The sequence below is a fragment of the Acidomonas methanolica genome (genome assembly GCF_004346035.1).
Taxonomy (GTDB): domain Bacteria; phylum Pseudomonadota; class Alphaproteobacteria; order Acetobacterales; family Acetobacteraceae; genus Acidomonas; species Acidomonas methanolica.
On the sequence record NZ_SLZN01000017.1, the window covers coordinates 1 to 16,571 of the forward strand.

The 16,571-nt window shown below is 67.4% G+C and carries 18 protein-coding genes; 2 read left to right on the top strand and 16 right to left on the bottom strand.

Translation table 11 applies throughout. The features are described from left to right. Window positions 1-334 precede the first annotated feature (334 nt). Genes lpdA through pdhA form a run of 4 tightly spaced genes read right to left on the bottom strand, consistent with a single transcriptional unit; the run spans window position 335 to window position 5,370 of the window. On the bottom strand, window positions 335-1,744 hold the full coding sequence (gene lpdA / locus EDC31_RS11845; RefSeq protein ID WP_042058848.1) for a dihydrolipoyl dehydrogenase: 1,410 nt from the start codon (window positions 1,742-1,744) through the stop codon (window positions 335-337). 7 nt (window positions 1,745-1,751) lie between these two features. Next, window positions 1,752-3,014, bottom strand: coding sequence for a pyruvate dehydrogenase complex dihydrolipoamide acetyltransferase (locus EDC31_RS11850; protein ID WP_042058851.1), 1,263 nt, complete (start codon window positions 3,012-3,014; stop codon window positions 1,752-1,754). A gap of 9 nt (window positions 3,015-3,023) precedes the next feature. Beyond that, window positions 3,024-4,334: a pyruvate dehydrogenase complex E1 component subunit beta gene (locus EDC31_RS11855; protein WP_042058853.1), complete on the bottom strand. Its 1,311-nt coding sequence runs from the start codon at window positions 4,332-4,334 to the stop codon at window positions 3,024-3,026. Between the two features lie 7 nt (window positions 4,335-4,341). Then, complete coding sequence (pdhA, locus tag EDC31_RS11860) at window positions 4,342-5,370, bottom strand: pyruvate dehydrogenase (acetyl-transferring) E1 component subunit alpha (RefSeq protein WP_081797594.1); 1,029 nt, start codon at window positions 5,368-5,370, stop codon at window positions 4,342-4,344. A gap of 126 nt (window positions 5,371-5,496) precedes the next feature. Between pdhA and EDC31_RS11865 the strand changes: the two genes are divergently transcribed. Continuing rightward, window positions 5,497-6,993: a helix-turn-helix domain-containing protein gene (locus EDC31_RS11865; protein WP_042058866.1), complete on the top strand. Its 1,497-nt coding sequence runs from the start codon at window positions 5,497-5,499 to the stop codon at window positions 6,991-6,993. 7 nt (window positions 6,994-7,000) lie between these two features. Here the strand turns inward: EDC31_RS11865 and EDC31_RS11870 are convergent, their stop codons facing one another. The 7 genes from EDC31_RS11870 to EDC31_RS11900 all read right to left on the bottom strand — a co-directional run bounded on the left by EDC31_RS11870 (window position 7,001) and on the right by EDC31_RS11900 (window position 12,467). After that, window positions 7,001-7,243 carry a hypothetical protein gene (locus EDC31_RS11870; protein ID WP_042058856.1) on the bottom strand — a complete coding sequence of 81 codons (243 nt, stop codon included), beginning with the start codon at window positions 7,241-7,243 and terminating at the stop codon, window positions 7,001-7,003. Between the two features lie 107 nt (window positions 7,244-7,350). After that, window positions 7,351-8,256 carry a transglutaminase family protein gene (locus EDC31_RS11875; protein ID WP_042058858.1) on the bottom strand — a complete coding sequence of 302 codons (906 nt, stop codon included), beginning with the start codon at window positions 8,254-8,256 and terminating at the stop codon, window positions 7,351-7,353. Between the two features lie 140 nt (window positions 8,257-8,396). After that, window positions 8,397-8,915 (bottom strand): helix-turn-helix domain-containing protein, encoded by a 519-nt coding sequence (locus EDC31_RS11880; protein WP_042058860.1) that lies wholly within the window; start codon window positions 8,913-8,915, stop codon window positions 8,397-8,399. Between the two features lie 55 nt (window positions 8,916-8,970). Then, window positions 8,971-10,476, bottom strand: a complete 1,506-nt coding sequence (lnt, locus tag EDC31_RS11885) for an apolipoprotein N-acyltransferase (protein WP_132127071.1) — start codon at window positions 10,474-10,476, stop codon at window positions 8,971-8,973. 4 nt (window positions 10,477-10,480) lie between these two features. Next, window positions 10,481-11,386 carry a GNAT family N-acetyltransferase gene (locus tag EDC31_RS11890; RefSeq protein ID WP_081797596.1) on the bottom strand — a complete coding sequence of 302 codons (906 nt, stop codon included), beginning with the start codon at window positions 11,384-11,386 and terminating at the stop codon, window positions 10,481-10,483. Beyond that, window positions 11,383-11,943, bottom strand: coding sequence for a Fur family transcriptional regulator (locus EDC31_RS11895; protein ID WP_081797598.1), 561 nt, complete (start codon window positions 11,941-11,943; stop codon window positions 11,383-11,385). The genes EDC31_RS11890 and EDC31_RS11895 overlap by 4 nt, the downstream gene beginning before the upstream one ends. A 110-nt stretch (window positions 11,944-12,053) precedes the next feature. Then, entirely contained in the window at window positions 12,054-12,467 is a 414-nt protein-coding gene (locus tag EDC31_RS11900; protein WP_042058862.1) for a MucR family transcriptional regulator, read from the bottom strand. A 94-nt stretch (window positions 12,468-12,561) separates the two neighbouring features. Between EDC31_RS11900 and EDC31_RS11905 the strand changes: the two genes are divergently transcribed. Then, window positions 12,562-12,846 carry a sulfurtransferase TusA family protein gene (locus tag EDC31_RS11905; protein WP_261753916.1) on the top strand — a complete coding sequence of 95 codons (285 nt, stop codon included), beginning with the start codon at window positions 12,562-12,564 and terminating at the stop codon, window positions 12,844-12,846. On the opposite strand, the gene rimI is transcribed toward EDC31_RS11905, so the two are convergent. From rimI to EDC31_RS11930, 5 genes are all read right to left on the bottom strand, one after another. Continuing rightward, window positions 12,786-13,313, bottom strand: coding sequence for a ribosomal protein S18-alanine N-acetyltransferase (gene rimI, locus EDC31_RS11910; protein WP_307725768.1), 528 nt, complete (start codon window positions 13,311-13,313; stop codon window positions 12,786-12,788). The genes EDC31_RS11905 and rimI overlap by 61 nt on opposite strands. Next, window positions 13,261-13,917, bottom strand: a complete 657-nt coding sequence (locus tag EDC31_RS11915; protein WP_081797476.1) for a tRNA threonylcarbamoyladenosine biosynthesis protein TsaB — start codon at window positions 13,915-13,917, stop codon at window positions 13,261-13,263. The genes rimI and EDC31_RS11915 overlap by 53 nt, the downstream gene beginning before the upstream one ends. A 13-nt stretch (window positions 13,918-13,930) precedes the next feature. After that, entirely contained in the window at window positions 13,931-14,542 is a 612-nt protein-coding gene (locus EDC31_RS11920) for a malonic semialdehyde reductase (protein ID WP_042057159.1), read from the bottom strand. A 2-nt stretch (window positions 14,543-14,544) separates the two neighbouring features. Continuing rightward, window positions 14,545-15,108, bottom strand: coding sequence for a NifU family protein (locus tag EDC31_RS11925; RefSeq protein WP_042057157.1), 564 nt, complete (start codon window positions 15,106-15,108; stop codon window positions 14,545-14,547). A gap of 118 nt (window positions 15,109-15,226) precedes the next feature. Continuing rightward, window positions 15,227-16,525 (bottom strand): ATP-binding protein, encoded by a 1,299-nt coding sequence (locus EDC31_RS11930; RefSeq protein WP_239641582.1) that lies wholly within the window; start codon window positions 16,523-16,525, stop codon window positions 15,227-15,229. Window positions 16,526-16,571: the final 46 nt, after the last annotated feature.

A 16,571-nucleotide genomic window follows, 5' to 3' on the forward strand; every position in this document is an offset into this window, starting at 1 on the left:
ATGCCATCGCCGCGGTTCGAAGAGAACTTTGGGCCGGCCCGTATTTTCAACGGTCGCCGTCAACAACCGACGCCAGGAAAATACCGAGCAATCTCGTCGATGCCTTGCTCAACAATGCCTGCTACGCAGCGTAAACCGCCAAAGTCCAGCTAAGAGACTGTTTGAGAAGTCGCGCCTCGCGCCGATGCGGGGCTCCGCCCTTCACCCCAAGAATTTCAACAAATTCAATCAGAGGGTTTCCAAAGGGCGCCCGCCCTTTGGCGGGGTCCGGGGCAGAGCCCCGCGAGCCTCCCCGCCATGAAACAACGGCTTTCGAAACATCCTCTCTAGAACTCTAGAAATGCAGCGCCCCGCCATACGCGGCCAGAACGGCTTCGTGCATGGATTCGGAGAGGGTCGGATGCGGGAAGACGGTCTCCCGCAGTTCGGCTTCCGTCAGTTCGCCGGTGCGGGCGATGACGTAGCCCTGGATCAACTCGGTGACGTCCGCGCCGATCATATGTGCGCCGAGCAGTTCGCCGGTCTTCGCGTCGAACACGGTCTTCACCAGCCCTTCCGGCTCGCCCACCGCGATGGCCTTGCCGTTGCCGATGAACGGGAAGCGGCCGACACGCACGTCATACCCCGTCTCGCGCGCCTTCGCCTCGGTCAGGCCGACCGACGCGATCTGCGGACGGCAATAGGTGCAACCGGGAATCCGCGTGACGTCGAGCGGCTGGACATGGTGCCCGGCAATGGCCTCGACGCACATCACCGCCTCATGGCTCGCCTTGTGCGCCAGCCAGGGCGGCCCGGCGAGATCGCCGATCGCATAGACCCCCGCCTCGCCGGTGCGGCATAGCTCATCCGTCACCACATGACTGCGCTCGACCTTCACCTTCGTCCCGTCCAGCCCGAGATCCTCGACATTGCCGACGATACCAACGGCGGTGATGATGCGATCCGCCTCGATGCGATGCGCCTTGCCCTCCGCCTCGACGGACACGGCCAGCGCGCCGCCCGTCCGCTCCAGCGCCCCGAGCTTCGCGCCGCTGAGAATCTTCATGCCCTGCTTCTCGAACGCCTTGCGGGCAAGACTGCTGATCTCCTCATCCTCCACCGGCAAGATGCGCTCCATGGCTTCGACCAGAGTCACTTCGGAGCCCATATTGCGATAGAACGACGCGAATTCCGTGCCGATCGCCCCGGAGCCGATCACCAGCAGGCGCGCGGGCAGCGCCTCCGGCACCAGCGCCTCGCGATAGGACCAGATCGCCTTGCCGTCCGGCTCGAAACCGGGAAGGACGCGCGCCCGCGCGCCCGTGGCGAGGATCACATGTGCGGCCGTCAGACTCTCCGTCCCGCCTGCTTTCACTGCGATCTCGACGACACGCCTGCCGCCCTTGACGCCCGCCAGCCGGCCGCGCCCCTCGAAGACGGGAACCTTGGCCTTTCTGAGAAGATGGTCCACGCCCCCCGCCAGTTGACCGGCCACCGCGCGGGAACGGGCAACGACCTTGCCGAAATCGAAGCGGGGATTGTCGGCGGCGAAGCCGAACGGCGCGAGATCGTGCAGGAGATGATTGATCTCCGACGCGCGCAGCAGCGCCTTGGTCGGGATGCAGCCCCAGTTCAGGCAGATGCCGCCGAGATGATCGGCCTCCACTACCGCGACGGAGAGCTTGAGTTGCGCGGCACGGAGAGCGGCGACGTACCCGCCGGGACCGCCGCCGATGACGATGAGGTCGAAATCCTTGCTGCTCATGAGCCCCTCAGAGAACGAGCGTCATCGGGTTTTCGACGACGGAGCGGAACGCCGCCATCCAGCGCGCCGCCAGCGCGCCGTCGATGACGCGGTGATCCGCCGAAAGCGTGGCGGTCATGACCGTGGCGATGGCCAGCGCGTCGTCCTTCACCACCGGACGCTTCTCTCCGGCGGCGATGGCGAGGATGGCGGCCTGCGGCGGGTTGATGATGGCCGAGAAGGCGGACACGCCGAACATCCCCATGTTGGAGACGGAGAAGGTGCCGCCCTGGAATTCCTCCGGCTTCAGCTTCCCCGCCTTGGCGCGCGCGGCCAGCTCCGCCGATTCCAGCCCGATCTCGCGCAGGGACTTGCGATCGGCCCGGCGGATGATCGGAGTGATGAGACCGTCCGGAATCGCCACCGCCATGGAGATGTCAATGTCCTGATGCTGGATCAGCGTGTCGCCGCCGAAGGAGACGTTCACTTCCGGCACGCGCCGCAGGGTGAGGGCGGCGGCCTTGATGAGCATGTCATTGACCGAGAGCCGGAGAGCCTCGTTCCCGTCCGCGGCCGCCGCCGCCCTGAGCTGGGCACGCAGGGCCAGCAACGCGTCGAGCCGCACGTCGATGGACACGTAGAAATGCGGGACGGTGGCTTTGGCTTCCGTCAGACGGCGGGCGATCACCTTGCGCATGGAGGAGAGCGGCGTCGCGGTCGATCCGCCCCCTGCGACCGGTGCCTCGACCGGCGTCTCGACGACGCGCGCGGACGGCATGGCCTCTGCCGCCTCCACATCCCGGCGCAGGATGCGGCCGTTCGGGCCGCTGCCCTTCAGCATGGCGAGATCGACGCCCCTGTCCTTCGCGATGCGCCGCGCGAGAGGCGAGGCGAAAAGGCGCGCGGCGGAGGGAGTCGGCGCGGGACGGCCCGGCGTTCTCGCAGGCTCGGGTCGCGTCTTCGGGGCAGGCTCGGGCCGCGCCGTCGCGGCAGACTCCGACGGCGCTTTCTTCTCCTTCGGCGCAACCGCCCCGGACGGCACGTCCTCGCCTTCCGCCACGAGAATCCCGATCGGCGTGTTCACCGCCACGCCCTCGGTTCCCTCGGCAACGAGAATCCGTCCGAGAATGCCCTCCTCGACCGCCTCGATCTCCATCGTCGCCTTGTCGGTCTCGATCTCGGCGATCACATCGCCGGAGGCCACGCTGTCGCCTTCCTGCTTCACCCATCGGGCCAGCTTGCCCTCCGTCATGGTGGGAGAGAGAGCCGGCATGAGAAGTTCGGTTGCCATGATCGCGCCTCAGACGAGCTTGCGCACCGCGTCCACAACCCAGTCGGGCTGCGGCAGGGCGAGTTTTTCCAGATTGGCGGCGAACGGCATCGGCACGTCCAGCCCCGTCACACGGACCGGCGGCGCGTCCAGCCAGTCGAAAGCGTGCTCGATCACCTGCATGGCCACTTCCGCGCCGATCCCGGCATAGGGCCAGCCTTCCTCCACCGTCACGAGGCGGCTGGTCTTCCTCACGCTCTCGACGATGGTGTCGGTGTCCAGCGGGCGCAGCGAGCGGAGATTGATGACCTCGGCGTCGATCCCCTGCTCCGCCAGCTTTTCAGCCGCTTCCAGCGCCACGCCGACCATGATGGAGAAGGCGACGATGGTGACGTCCTTGCCCGCGCGCTCGATCTTCGCCTTGCCGATGGGCAGGATGAACGCCTCATCCGTCGGGCACGGAAATTTGTGCCCGTAGAGGATCTCGTTCTCGAGCACGATCACGGGATTCGGATCGCGGATGGCGGCGCGCAGCAGCCCCTTCGCGTCCTCGGCGGACCACGGGGCCACGACCTTCAACCCGGGCACATGGGCGTACCAGCTCGCATAGCATTGCGAATGCTGGGCCGCGACGCGCGCCGCCGCGCCGTTCGGCGCGCGGAAGACGATCGGACAGCCCAGCTGCCCGCCGGACATATAGAGCGTCTTGGCCGCCGAATTGATGATCTGGTCGATCGCCTGCATGGCGAAATTCATGGTCATGAATTCGACGATCGGTTTCAGCCCGGTCAGCGCCGCGCCGACGGCCATGCCGGTGAAGCCATGCTCGGTGATCGGCATGTCCATCACGCGCTTCTCGCCGAATTCGTCCAGAAGGCCCTGGCTGATCTTGTAGGCTCCCTGATACTGGCCGACTTCCTCGCCAAGCAGGAACACGTCCGGATCGCGCCGCATCTCCAGCGCGATCGCGTCGCGCAGCGCCTCGCGCACGGTGATCTCCTGCCTCTCGCCGGACAGCGCCGGTTCGGACGCGACCGCGGGTTTCGCCTCGGGCGCGGGGGACGAGCCGGCGGCGGGCGCCGCGCCCGTCAGCTCCTCACCCTCGGCGGCAAGCAGCGCGATCGGCGTGTTCACCGCGACGTTCTCCGTGCCTTCGGGAACGAGAATCCGGCCGAGCAATCCGTCCTCGATCGCCTCGACCTCCATCGTCGCCTTGTCGGTCTCGATCTCCGCGATCACGTCGCCGGACGCCACGCTCTCGCCCTCCTTCTTGACCCAGCGCGCCAGCTTTCCCTCCGTCATCGTCGGCGAAAGAGCGGGCATCAGGATTTCGGTCGCCATGGTCGGATCAGGCCTCGATCAGAATGTCGGTATAAAGCTCGGACTCGTCCGGCTCGGGGCTGGACTGCGCGAAATCGGCGGCGTCGGCGACGACCGCCTTCGCCTCGTCGTCGAGCGCCTTCAGCTCGGCCTCGCCCAGCCCGGCTTCGAGCAGGAGCACACGCACATGCTCGATGGGATCATGCTTACGGCGCATCTCGTCCACCTCCTCGCGCTTGCGGTATTTCGCGGGGTCGGACATCGAATGCCCCCGGTAGCGATAGGTCAGCATCTCGATGAGATACGGCCCCTTGCCCGCGCGGCAATGGGCGACGGCCTGCGTGGCGGCGGCATGGACGGCGTTCACGTCCATCCCGTCCACCTGAAGGCCGGGAATCCCCCAGGGTTCGCCATTGCGCCAGAGCGCGCGGGAGGCCGAGGCGCGCTCGACGCTGGTGCCCATGCCGTAGCGGTTGTTCTCGATGATGAAGACGGCCGGCAGCCTGTGCAACGCCGCGAGATTGAAGCTCTCGAAGACCTGCCCCTGGTTGGACGCTCCCTCGCCGAAATACACCGCCGCCACGTTGTCATTGCCGCGATACTGGTTGGCGAGGGCGAGGCCGATGCCGAGCGAGACTTGCGCGCCGACGATGCCGTGCCCGCCGAAGAAGTTCTTCTCCCGCGAGAACATGTGCATGGAGCCACCCTTGCCGCGGGAATGGCCGGTGGCGCGGCCCAGAAGCTCCGCCATCACGCCGCGCGCGGACATCCCGGCGGCGAGCATGTGGCCATGGTCGCGATAGGAGGTGATGATCTCGTCCCCCTCCTTCAGCGCGGCCTGCACGCCGACGACGACGGCTTCCTGCCCGATATAGAGGTGACAGAATCCGCCAATCAGCCCCATGCCGTAAAGCTGCCCCGCCTTTTCCTCGAAACGGCGGATCAGCACCATGTCATGATAGGCGCGGATCAGGGCTTCGGTGGAAAGTGCGGCGTCATTCCGCAGCGCCGGCGCGGCGTTCTCGGCGTCTGGTCGGGTCGTGCCTTGCGCGTCCATGTCCGTGGCTCCTGTTCACTTCCGAACGTCTTCTCTGGGAAATATTGCACGGAACCTGTGACGGGGAAGGGCGGACGAAGCGTAAAGATGTGTTAGAACGGGCCGGGAATTGCGAACGGTGTGAACATGAGCCCACGTCCACGAAAACTTTATGCCGGCGCGCGATTGCGCGATCTGCGCCAGCGCGACGGCCACAGCCAGCGCGAGATGGCCGCGCGGTTGCGGATCTCGGCCAGCTATCTCAACCAGATCGAGAACGATCTGCGCCCGCTCCCTCCCGCCCTGATGCTGCGGATCTGCGAGAATTTCGGGGTCGAGGCGGGGTATTTCGACGACAGTCACGAGATGCGGCGGTTGCAGCTCCTGCGCGAGATCCTTTCCGATCCGGTCTTCAAGATGCCGCTGCGCCCGCAGGATATCGACACCGCCCTGCGCGCCGCTCCGGCCCTGACCGATCACTTTATCGCGCTTTACCGCGCATTCCGCACCCTGCGCGGCGAACGCGCTCTCGCCCCCGCCACTCCGGCTCCCGCATCCCCGGCACCCGCATCCCCGACTCCCGCGCCGCCGGATTCGGAGCCCGTCGCACGCGCACCCTATGAGGCCGTGGGCGACTGGGTGCAGCAGCAGCGCAACTACTTCGACGAGATCGACCGCGCGGCGGAGCGGCTCTACGAGGAGGCCGATCTGGGCAGCCAGTCGCGCGGCGCGGGACTCGAACGCCATCTCCTCGACCGTCACGGCGTGCGCGTCGCCACGGAGGGCGATCTCGCCGCCCAGGGCCTCGTCTGGCGCTTCGACCGACGCGGAAAGCGGCTGATCCTCGCCGACGGCGTGCCGGGCGAGAGCCGGAATTTCTCCCTCGCCCAGATCGTCGGACGACTCGACTGCGCCCGGCTGCTGGACCGTTCCGTGCGCCGCTCCGGCCTTTCCGGCGAGGATGCGCGCGCGCTCGCCCGCGTCAGCATGAGCAATTATTTCGCGGGCGCGCTGCTCCTGCCCTATGAGCGTTTCCGCCACGCCGCGCGGGAGACGAAGCACGATATCGACGTCCTGCAACGTCAGTTCGAAGTCAGTTTCGAGCAGGTCTGTCACCGGCTCTCCACCCTGCAACGCCCCGGCGCGGAGGGCATCCCCTTCTATTTCATCAAGGTCGATGTGGCCGGGAACATCCTGAAGAGCTTCAGCGCCACGCGGTTTTCCGAGGCGCGCTTCGGCGGTCTGTGTTCGCTGTGGAACGCCTTCCAGTGCTTCGCCACTCCCGGCAAGCTGCTGGTCCAACTTTCACAGAACACGGATGACGCCGTCTTCCTCGCCGTCGCCCGCACGGTCGGCCAGCCGCCCACCTCCTATTTCGAGCGCGGACGCCATGTCGCCGTAGTGCTCGGATGCTCCGTCGCCCATGCGGAGGACATCATCTATTCCGCCGGGCTGAACCTCGCCGACCGCCGCCTGTACGTCCCCATCGGCCCCGGCTGCCGCGCGTGCACCCGCACATCCTGCCGCCATCGCGCACTCCCCGGCAGCGGCTTCGCCATCGCCGTGGGCAATGACGAGCGCGGCGTCGTGCCGTACCGCATGGGCGGCGGCACGGCCCATGCGCGCGCTTTTTCCGGCGGCTGATCCCCGCTCAGCCCTTCTCCTTCAGCTTCTTGCGCGTCTCCTCATGCGCGGCGCGCTCCGCCTCCAGCGCGCGCAAGGCGGCGTCCCGCTGCGCCAGCGCGTCCCGATAGGGATCGCCGTGCCGGGAAAGAAGGGTTTGCAGCAGCGGCATGCTCATGCCCAGCAACACGATGAGCGGTAGCATCCAGGGATCATGGGTGGCGAAATAGCTCTGCAACGCAGGCCAGTACGGGGAGAGGTCGAGCATCATTCGTCTCGTCTGGACTCGGGTTCATGAGGGCGTTCTTGCCCCTCGATCTAGAACAAAACAGGAACATATTCCAGCTTTTCCCTCCCCGAAAGCGCCCCGCAGCGCCTTCAGGCCAGACTCTGCGCCGCCTGCCGCGCCTCTTCCTCCACGCGCACCGTCACGGTCATGCTCTCGAAATCGCTGGGGAACCCGATCCAGGTGCCGGCCAGCGGCACGGCCTGTCGCCAGTCCCGCACGCTCGCGACGCGGATGAGATCGCGCGAGCCGACGATGCCGTTCGTCGGGTCCAGATCCACCCAGCCCAGCCCCGGCAGGAACACATCCAGCCAGGCATGGGTCGCCCCGCCCCCGTGATGGTGCGCGCCGGGCGGGGTGAAGAGATAGCCCGTGACGAAGCGCACCGCGAAGCCCAGCCCGCGAAGCGCCTCGATCATCAGCACCGCGAAATCGCGGCAGGTGCCGGAGCGCAACGCCAGCGTCCGCGACGGCGGCTGCGTCCCCTCCTCCACACGCGGGCAATAGGCGAATTCCTCATGGATCGCCCGCGTCATCCGGCTCAGCAACGCGATGGTCGGCGTTGCGGCTCCGTCGAGAACCTCCCGCGCCCAGCCGTCGACGATCCAGCGTTCGGCGGACGTTTCGCCGTCCTCCAGCGCCGGTTCGCACAGCGGCGCCAGATCGGGCGCATCGTCGGCGTCATAGGCGAACGGCCAGCTTGCCGCATACGACGCAAGGCGGCGGCTCTCCGGCACGGACGGCGTCTGCGCGACACGCAGCCGGTTGACGACGCGCAATTCCCGCGCACGGGACGGAACGGAGAACTGGGTGACGATATTGCCGAACGGGTCCAGCTCGTGATGCATCTCCCCAAGGCGCGGCGAGACCTCCAGCGACCAGTCAAGCAGCCGCTGCTCCGCCGTATCGCGCGGACGCCCCAGCAGACGATGCACGCCGAACCCCACGGGGCGGCGATAACGATAGACGGTCGTATGCTCGACCGAGAAAACCGGCATGGCTGGAGTGTTCCGCCCCTTCTGACGCCCGGCGCCACACGCCGTCCCGCAAGCATCGACGGTTTCGCCGCCGCTGGCAAGAAAACCGTTTCGAAGGTGATGCAAAAAATCAGGCGCGCCGCAAAACCCGGCGAACCGCCTCAACCCGCCTCGGGCGGAGCCATCGAACACACCAGATCGAGCACCCGCCGCCGCACCGCCTCGTCGGGAATGCGATGGAAGGCCCGCACGAGTTCGATCGTCTCCTTGCGGGTGAACAGCGCGGCGTCCTCCAGCGGCGTTTCCGCGCGCTTGGGCGGGGGACCGCCGAAACGCCCCGCCGGCTCGGCGAAACCCATGGTGGAGGAAAAGACCGCGCCGCCTTCGGCCGCGGATTCTCCCGGCAGACCCTCGGGCAGGCCGTCATAAAAGAAGCTGACGGGCACGTTCATGAGCCGCGCGATCTCGAAGAGCCGGGTGGCGCTCACGCGGTTGGCCCCGCGCTCGTATTTCTGGACCTGCTGGAAGGTGAGCCCCAGCGCCTCGCCCAGCTTTTCCTGGGAGAGGCCCATCAATGTCCGCCGAAGGCGGATACGCTGGCCGATATGCACGTCCATCGGCCCCGGCGCGCCGGGACGCGGCAGGGCGTCGGAGGACTCGGTGTCATCAGCATTGGACATGAGAAATGCTTTATCCGACAACCTCAGATTGTCAATGTTAACCTTTCGGCAAAAATTACAACCGCCGCCTGAAAGAACCCAGCGCCGCCATGCCGATGCAGAGCAAGGCCAGCGCCACCGGCGTCGCCCGCCCATGCCGCCCGAAAAACGTCTCCGGCAAGGGCGCGGGAAGCAGCGCCGTCAACACGCCCGCCTTTCCCCAGCCCAGCGCCGCGACCTGACGGCCCGCGCCGTCGAAGATCGCCGTGACGCCGGTATTGGCGTCCTGCACCACCGGCACTCCCTGCTCCACCGCGCGCATCCGCGCCGTGGCGAGGTGTTGGCGCGGCCCCGCGCTGTCGCCGAACCACGCGTCATTGGTGATGTTCAGCAACCAGTCGGGCCGCCTGTCGCCGATCACCCGGCCCGGAAAGATCACCTCATAGCACACCATCGGCCCGACACCGCCGAACCCTGCGAAATCCCAGCGTATCGGCCCCCTGCCGGGCGTGAGCACACCGGGCACCAGCTTTACCGGTACGAAACGCGGCGCGTATTCGCCGAACGGCACGAGAGTGGATTTGTCATAGACACCGAGAATGGTCCCGTCCGGCGCCAGCGCGAAGGCGCTGTTGTAATACCGCCCCCGCGCATCCCCCCGCGCGGAGCCGACCACGCCGTTCGCGCCGTCCGCCGCCTCGGCGATCATGTGCCGCGCGACCTCATCCTCGTCCAGCAATCCGGGAAAGCTCGATTCCGGCCAGACATAGAGCACGCTCCGCCCGCGCCCCTCCGCCCCGGCCTTCGCCCGCGCCTCCGCCACGCCCTGTCGCGTCAGATCGAGATAACGGCGGAACACCGCGACGGCGTCCGCGCGATCGAGAATTTCACCCTCCGGCACGTTCCCCTGCACCAGCGCCACGGCAGGCAAGGTGACCGGCAACGGGTGCAGATGCGCCAATCGCCACGCGCCGAATCCCCCCCAGAGCACCGCCACGCAGGCGACGCCCAGCGCCCAGCGGCGCGACTGCCAGACCAGCAGACAGCCGAGCAGCACGGCCAGCGTCATCCCATCCACCCCGATCCAGGCGGCGGGCTGAATCAGCCAATCCCCCACCAGTCCGGGGAATTCGAGCGTCGAGCCGGGCGGATTCCACGGAAATCCGGTGAAGAGATAGACCTTCCCCATATCGCCAAGCGACCAGATACCGGCGAAGAGCAGCACGCGCGGCCAGCCCGGCGCGACACGGCGGCACAAGGCGGCGGGAACGGCGGAAAACGGTGCGAGAATCAGCGCACAACCCGGCGCGGCGAGCGGCAGCGCCCACCAGAAATCATGCACCCGCGTGAGGATCGCATTGGTGAGCCAGTAGAGCCCCGCCGTGTTGAACCCCCATCCCCACCAGAAGCCATACAGCGCCGCCTTCCAGCCGCTCGCCGCATCCTCGGCACAGCGATAGAGGAAAAGCAGTCCCAGGGCGAGCAGCGGCAGAGCGTAGACCGGCGGAAAAGCCGCGGCGGACACCGCCCCGGCCAGAATGAGGGCCAGGGCGAGACGCCAGCCCCGCCACGGTAGGGTCATGCGGCTATTCGAGCGCGTCGCGCAGACGGCGTTCATAATGGCGGTAATATTTGTCCGCCAGCAATTCGCTCTTCACCAGAACCGCGACATCCGTCGTGTTGAACTCGTGATCAACCACCGCGCCGTCGCCGACATAGCCGCCGAGGCGCAGATAGCCCTTGATGAGGGGCGGCAGCCGCGCGAGGCAGCGACGGTGGTCCAGCGCGTGCGGATCGCCGCGCTGCATGTCCACGTAGCGGTCCTCCAGCGCGCGGATACGCAGCGCGGGCGGGGCGAGGTGATTGTGATAAAGATAAGTCAACTCGTCCGCCAGCGCGTCCGGGTCCGTCCCCGGCAGGCTTGCGCAGCCGAACAGCACGTCGATGCGGTGCAGGAAGATGTAGGAGGCGATGCCGCGCCATAGCAACTGCATGGCCGACCGGCCGCGATAGGCGCGATCCACGCAGGACCGCCCCACTTCCAGCAGGCGGCCGGGAAATTCCGTCAGCACGGAAATATCGTATTCGCCCTGCGAATAGAACCGTCCGATCTTCGCCGCCGCGTCGCTCCGCAACAGGCGATAGGTGCCGACGACCGCCTCCGGCCCGCTGCCGATCTCATGGTCGATCACAAGCAGATGATCCGCCACATCGTCGAACGGATCGATATCCCGGCCCAGGCGCTGCGCCTCGGCCGAGGGGCTTGCGCCCATTTCCTCGAAGAACACGCGATAGCGCAGGGCCTGGGCGGCGTCGCGCTCCGCTTCGTTCGCGGCGATGCGGACGCCGAGCTGCCCACCCCGCAACTCGTGGAAGCCGGTGCGGTCCAGTTCCAGAGTGGAGAGCGAACCACGCGTTTCCCCGACCAGCGACGCGGAATCGTCCTGCGCCAAAGCCCGGAGAAGCTGGGCATGGTTGGGTGCGTCGGTCATTGCGTGCCTTTCCTGCGCTGGCCCGGGCGCGGCGGCGTCTTCCGCTCCGACGTCCCGTCCTCCGATACGCCGGAAGAAGCGCTGATCTCGGCCGCCCGCGTTCCCGTGACGCGGCGCCCGAAAACCTCCAGCCGATGCGAGGCCAGTTCGAACCCGAGTCGCTCGACGAGATCACGGATCAGAGCCTCGTGCTCCGGCGCCTCGAACTCGACCACGCGCCCGGTATCGACATCGATCAGGTGATAATGATGCCCCGGCTCGCTGGCTTCGTAGCGGGCGCGACCGCCGCCGAAATCCCGCCGTTCGAGGATTCCCTTCTCCTCAAGCAGCCGGACCGTGCGGTAAACCGTCGCGATGGAGATCCGCCCGTCGAGCTGCGAAGCCCGCCGGTAAAGCTCCTCGACATCGGGATGGTCCTCGGCTTCGGAGAGAACCTGCGCGATCAGCCTGCGCTGACCTGTCATTTTGAGGCCGCGCTCCAGGCAAAGCTTCCCGATCCGGGATTCTCCGCCGGGACGCCCGGCCTGTTTTTCATCTGCGCGCGAAACTGCCACCATGCGGACCTGCGTAGCCTAAAACCAACCCTGTTGCCAATCTCCGCAACAAAGACTTCACAGGAAGATGCGAACCGGCTCCGCCGGATCGCAGGAACGTGCCTGTCCGGAGATCATTCCTCGTCGACAGTCTCGCGACGCTGCCCCAGCCCGATCTGACGCGCCAGCGACGAGCGACGCTTGGCGTAGTTCGGCGCCACCATCGGATATTCCGGCGGCAGATCCCAGCGCTCACGATACTGCTCCGGCGTCATGTTGTACGCGGATTTCAGATGACGGCGCAGCAGCTTGAGCTTCTTCCCGTCCTCGAGACAAATGATATAGTCGGGAAAGACGGACTTCTTCGGCGGCACGGCGGGCGTCGGCTTGTCCGCGACCGGCGGGGCGGCGGGCGCGCCCACATTGGCGAAGGCCTCGCGCACCTTCACCACCAACTCGGCCAGCGCCTCCGGAGCGACCGTATTGTTCGAAACATATGCTTCGACAACCTTCGCCGTCAGGTTCTGGATCAATGCTTCGTCACTCATCGGTGGCCTTCTTCCTCATTTTCTTGAAAAGAATTCCGCGCAGTTGTAGTCCAAGCCATCCGCTTATTCAAGTCAGTTGAGAGGAAGTCTGAATTTGTCGGAAAAATCTGTTACAGTTATCGACATCACCTATGAAATATGTCCGATGACGACCGTTCTCGTGCGTATCGCGCTCGACGGCCTGCCGCCCGGCGGCGTCCTTGTCGTGCAACTCGCCGGGGAAGAACCACACCGCAACGTCGCGGCCGCCATCCGCGCCCTGGGCCATGCCATCGTGGAAGACATCTCCCGTCCCCCCGCTGCCGATGGCGCCCCGCGCTACGACCTCACCATCCGCAAGTCGAGCGCCAGCACCAGCGCGTCGTCGCCATCCGCGTAATAGCGCCGCCGCATCCCGCAGGGCTGGAACCCCGCAGCCTCATATAAACGCCGCGCCGCATCATTGCGCGACGCCACCTCCAGAAACAGCCGCCGCACCCCGCGCGCCGCCAGCCGCGCCGCCAGCCCCGCGACCAGCGCGCGCGCCACGCCGCGCCGCCGCGCTTCCGGCTCCACCCCAAGAGTCAGAAGCTCTGCCTCGTCATACACCGCCCGCGCCATCAGGAACCCGAGGGCGCGACGCTCTTCCGTCACGGCCAACAGCGTCTCGACGCCGTCCATCCCGAGCAGGGCGGCCAGCGCCGCCTCGTCCCATATTTCGCCCCCGGCGAAGGCCGCTGCGTGGAGCGCCGCCAGAACCGGCAGAAGCGCCGGCTCCCCGGCGACAATCCGCAGATCGGAAAGACCTCGCGCGTCAGACGGGGACAGGACGCAGCCCCCCTTCCGGCAGGCGCGCCTCAGGCGGATCGACGTAAAGCGGCTGCAAAGGCAGCAAAGGCCCCCGGCGCGCGGCGCTCAGAATCGCCCGCGCATCAGGTCGCGTCACCCCCAACCGGCGCACACCGGCGAAACGCTCCGGGTCCAACCAGCCGAGTGCGTCCCCCGTCACGACCGTCACCCCGGCAGGCAGGACGACCTCCTCCGGCGCGGCCGCGTAGGGCGCGTTCAGCCCGTCATCCACGAAACACCGCCCGCGCCGCGCAATCGTAAGGCAGGCCGCACCAGCGGCGCCATCCATCTCCCGCAGCGCCGCCCCGAGCGTCACCGCCACGCCGGGACAGCCATAACCCATGGACAGCCCCGCCGCGAGCGACAGAGCCGCGCGCAAGCCGGTGAAGGAGCCCGGCCCGGCCACCGCCACGATCGCCTCCGGCCCGTCCGGCCAGCCGCTTTCATGGAGCACCTCTCGCGCCAGCGTCGCGAAATGCTCCGCCGCGCCGCGCCCGGGCACCTCTCGCAAGGCCAGCACCGCCGCGCCGTCCAGCGCCGCCAGCAGCCCGAACGCGCCTTCTCCCGCCGCCGCGCCGTTCAGCACCAGCACGCGGCGCAACGCCGGATCGAGACCCGCCATCGCAAACTCCCGCTCAGAGAACGCGGCATGCATCCGCGAAATCCGGTCGCGGGGCGCGCGGCGCGGCGGGCGCATCCTCCGCATAGCCGAGCGCGATCAGAAAATTCGCCCGCCAGCCGGTCGACGCCAGCAATCCGTCCTCCACCAGAAACGAATCGAAGCCCGACATCGGCGCGGCGTCCAGACCAAGCGCGCGCGCCGCCAGGATCAGATAGGCACCCTGCAACGTCCCGTTGCGAAGCGCCGTCTCGTCCGACAACCCGACATCCGCTGCGAACCAGTCGCGCAGACCGGCTTCCTCGTTCAACCGGGGCAACATCTCGAAGAAGAGCGGATCATGGCACACCACCGCCACGACCGGCGCGCTCGCGCAGAGCGCCACATTGGCCGGGCTGAGCGCCGGGACGAGCCGCGCCTTCGCCCCTTCGGAGGTCAGAAAGACGACGCGCCCCGGGCAGCAATTTCCCGAGGTCGGCCCCAACTTCGCCAGATCGTACACTGACGTCAAAATCTCGGGCGGGACCGGCCGCGGGCCGAAGCGGCGCGGCGTGCGGGCCTGCCGGAACAGCCGGTCCAGCCCCTCGTCCGACAGCACGCCGCCCTCCGGCGCCACAACTCCGGACATGTTCAGCTCTCGACCTGCTCGACCGCCACCACTTCCGGAACATAATGACGCAGCATGTTCTCGACTCCATGCTTCAACGTCGCCCGCGAGGAGGGACAGCCGGAACACGCGCCCTGCATCATCAGCCTCACCACCCCGTCGCGATAGCCGCGAAAGACGATGTCCCCGCCATCTCCCGCCACGGCCGGCCGCACGCGCGTATCCAGCAACTCGCGGATCTGCGCCACCACCGCCTCGTCACCCGGCGCGATCTCGTCCTCCGTCACCTCGGCGGCATTTTCCACCACTGGACGGCCCGAGTCGAAATGCGCGGTCAGCGCCGTCAGGACCTGCGGCTTGAGATCGCTCCACGCCACCTCGCCCGTCTTGGTCACGGAGACGAAATCCGCGCCCAGAAACACGCCCGACACGCCCGGCAGGTCGAAGAGCGCCCCCGCCAGCGGCGAACGCTCGCCCACGCCTTCCGCCTCGGCGAAATCCGCCGTGCCGCGATGCCCCATCACGTCCCGCCCCGGCAGGAACTTCAACGTCGCCGGGTTCGGCGTGTCCTCGGTTTCGATAAACATGTTTCAGTCTCACACGGCCAGTTCGAAAGACCTGACATGAGGCATGACAGGTCAATCCGCAAGAGCGCGGTCCGGAATAGGTCGCGTCTCGACGTGACTTTCCGGGTGAATGCGGGCCTCAACCCGGAAGCGCTGCGGGAACCGCCTCCCGCGTTTCGCCAACGGGCAACACCACCTCCACCCGCAACCCCCCTTCCGGCGCGCGATCCAGCCGCAGCGTTCCCTTCGCGCGCTCCACCTCGCGGCGGACGATCGCCAGCCCCAGCCCCATGCCGCTCGTCGAGCGCGCGCGCGCCGCATCCATGCGGTAAAACGGCGTCAGCACGCGCTCGCGTTCGGATTCCGGAATGCCCGGCCCGCTGTCATCCACCGTCACGACGACGCGGTCCCGTCCCCGGGTCACCGTGACATGCGCGTCGCCGCCATAGGTGCAGGCATTGTCAATGAGATTGGCGAAGATCCGCTTGGTGATCGGCGGCCGCGCGAAGATCGGGCAACGGTCCGGCCCGTCATAGCGTGTCGTCTTCCCCCGATCCGCCCAGGAATCGAGCAGGGTCAGCAATGTCGCCGCGAGATCCATCGACCGCGGCGGGTCGGGGTCCAGCTCGCCCGCCAGATAGGCGAGCACCCCGTTCACCATCGTCTCCATCTCGTCGACATCGGATTCGATCATCATCTGCGCCTCGGCATCGGTCAGAAACCCCGCCCGCAGCCTCAGCCGCGCCAGCGGCGTGCGCAGATCATGCGAAACGGCGGCCAGCAGCTCCGTCCGGTCATTGATGAGATGCTGGATGCGCTGCTGCATGCTGTTGATCGCGCTCGCCAGCCCGCGCACCTCCCTCGGCCCGCGCGCCTCCAGCGCGACCCATTCGCCTTCCGTCCCGATGCTGTCCGCCACCTGCGCCAGCGCCCGCAACGGCAGGCTGACCGCGCGGATCAGCATCGCCGCGATCACCGCCACCGCCGCCGTCGCGACCGCCGTCGAGGCCAGCCCGCTCTTCACATGACGATGCCCGACCACCTCCCGCGCTACGAAATCGATCTCGCTCCCATCCGCCAGCGTCAGGACGCCCCGCACGCTCGACGCCGTGCCGGGCAATGCATAGATGCGCAAATCGGCCTTGCCGAACGCCGCGTCGAACTCGACCATCTCGTCACGCAGGCGCCGCAGGGAGGGCGTCGTCGCCTCGTGGCGCATGCCGACGGGACGCCAGATCAGCGCCAGCGTGCTCTCGGACAACAGCTCCGCCATCGCGGGGCGCTGCGGCAGTGGCGTCGTCTCCATCACACGCAGGTCGGTGCTTAACACATCCACGAGTTGCTCGATGCGCGCATCGTCGTCGATATAGGTTTCGGCCTGCTCGTAAAACGCCGCGCTGGCGACGAACACCATGCCGACCGCGGCCAGCAGCACCACGCTGATCCGTCCGGCCAGCCCGACCGGCCAAAGACGGATATGCCGG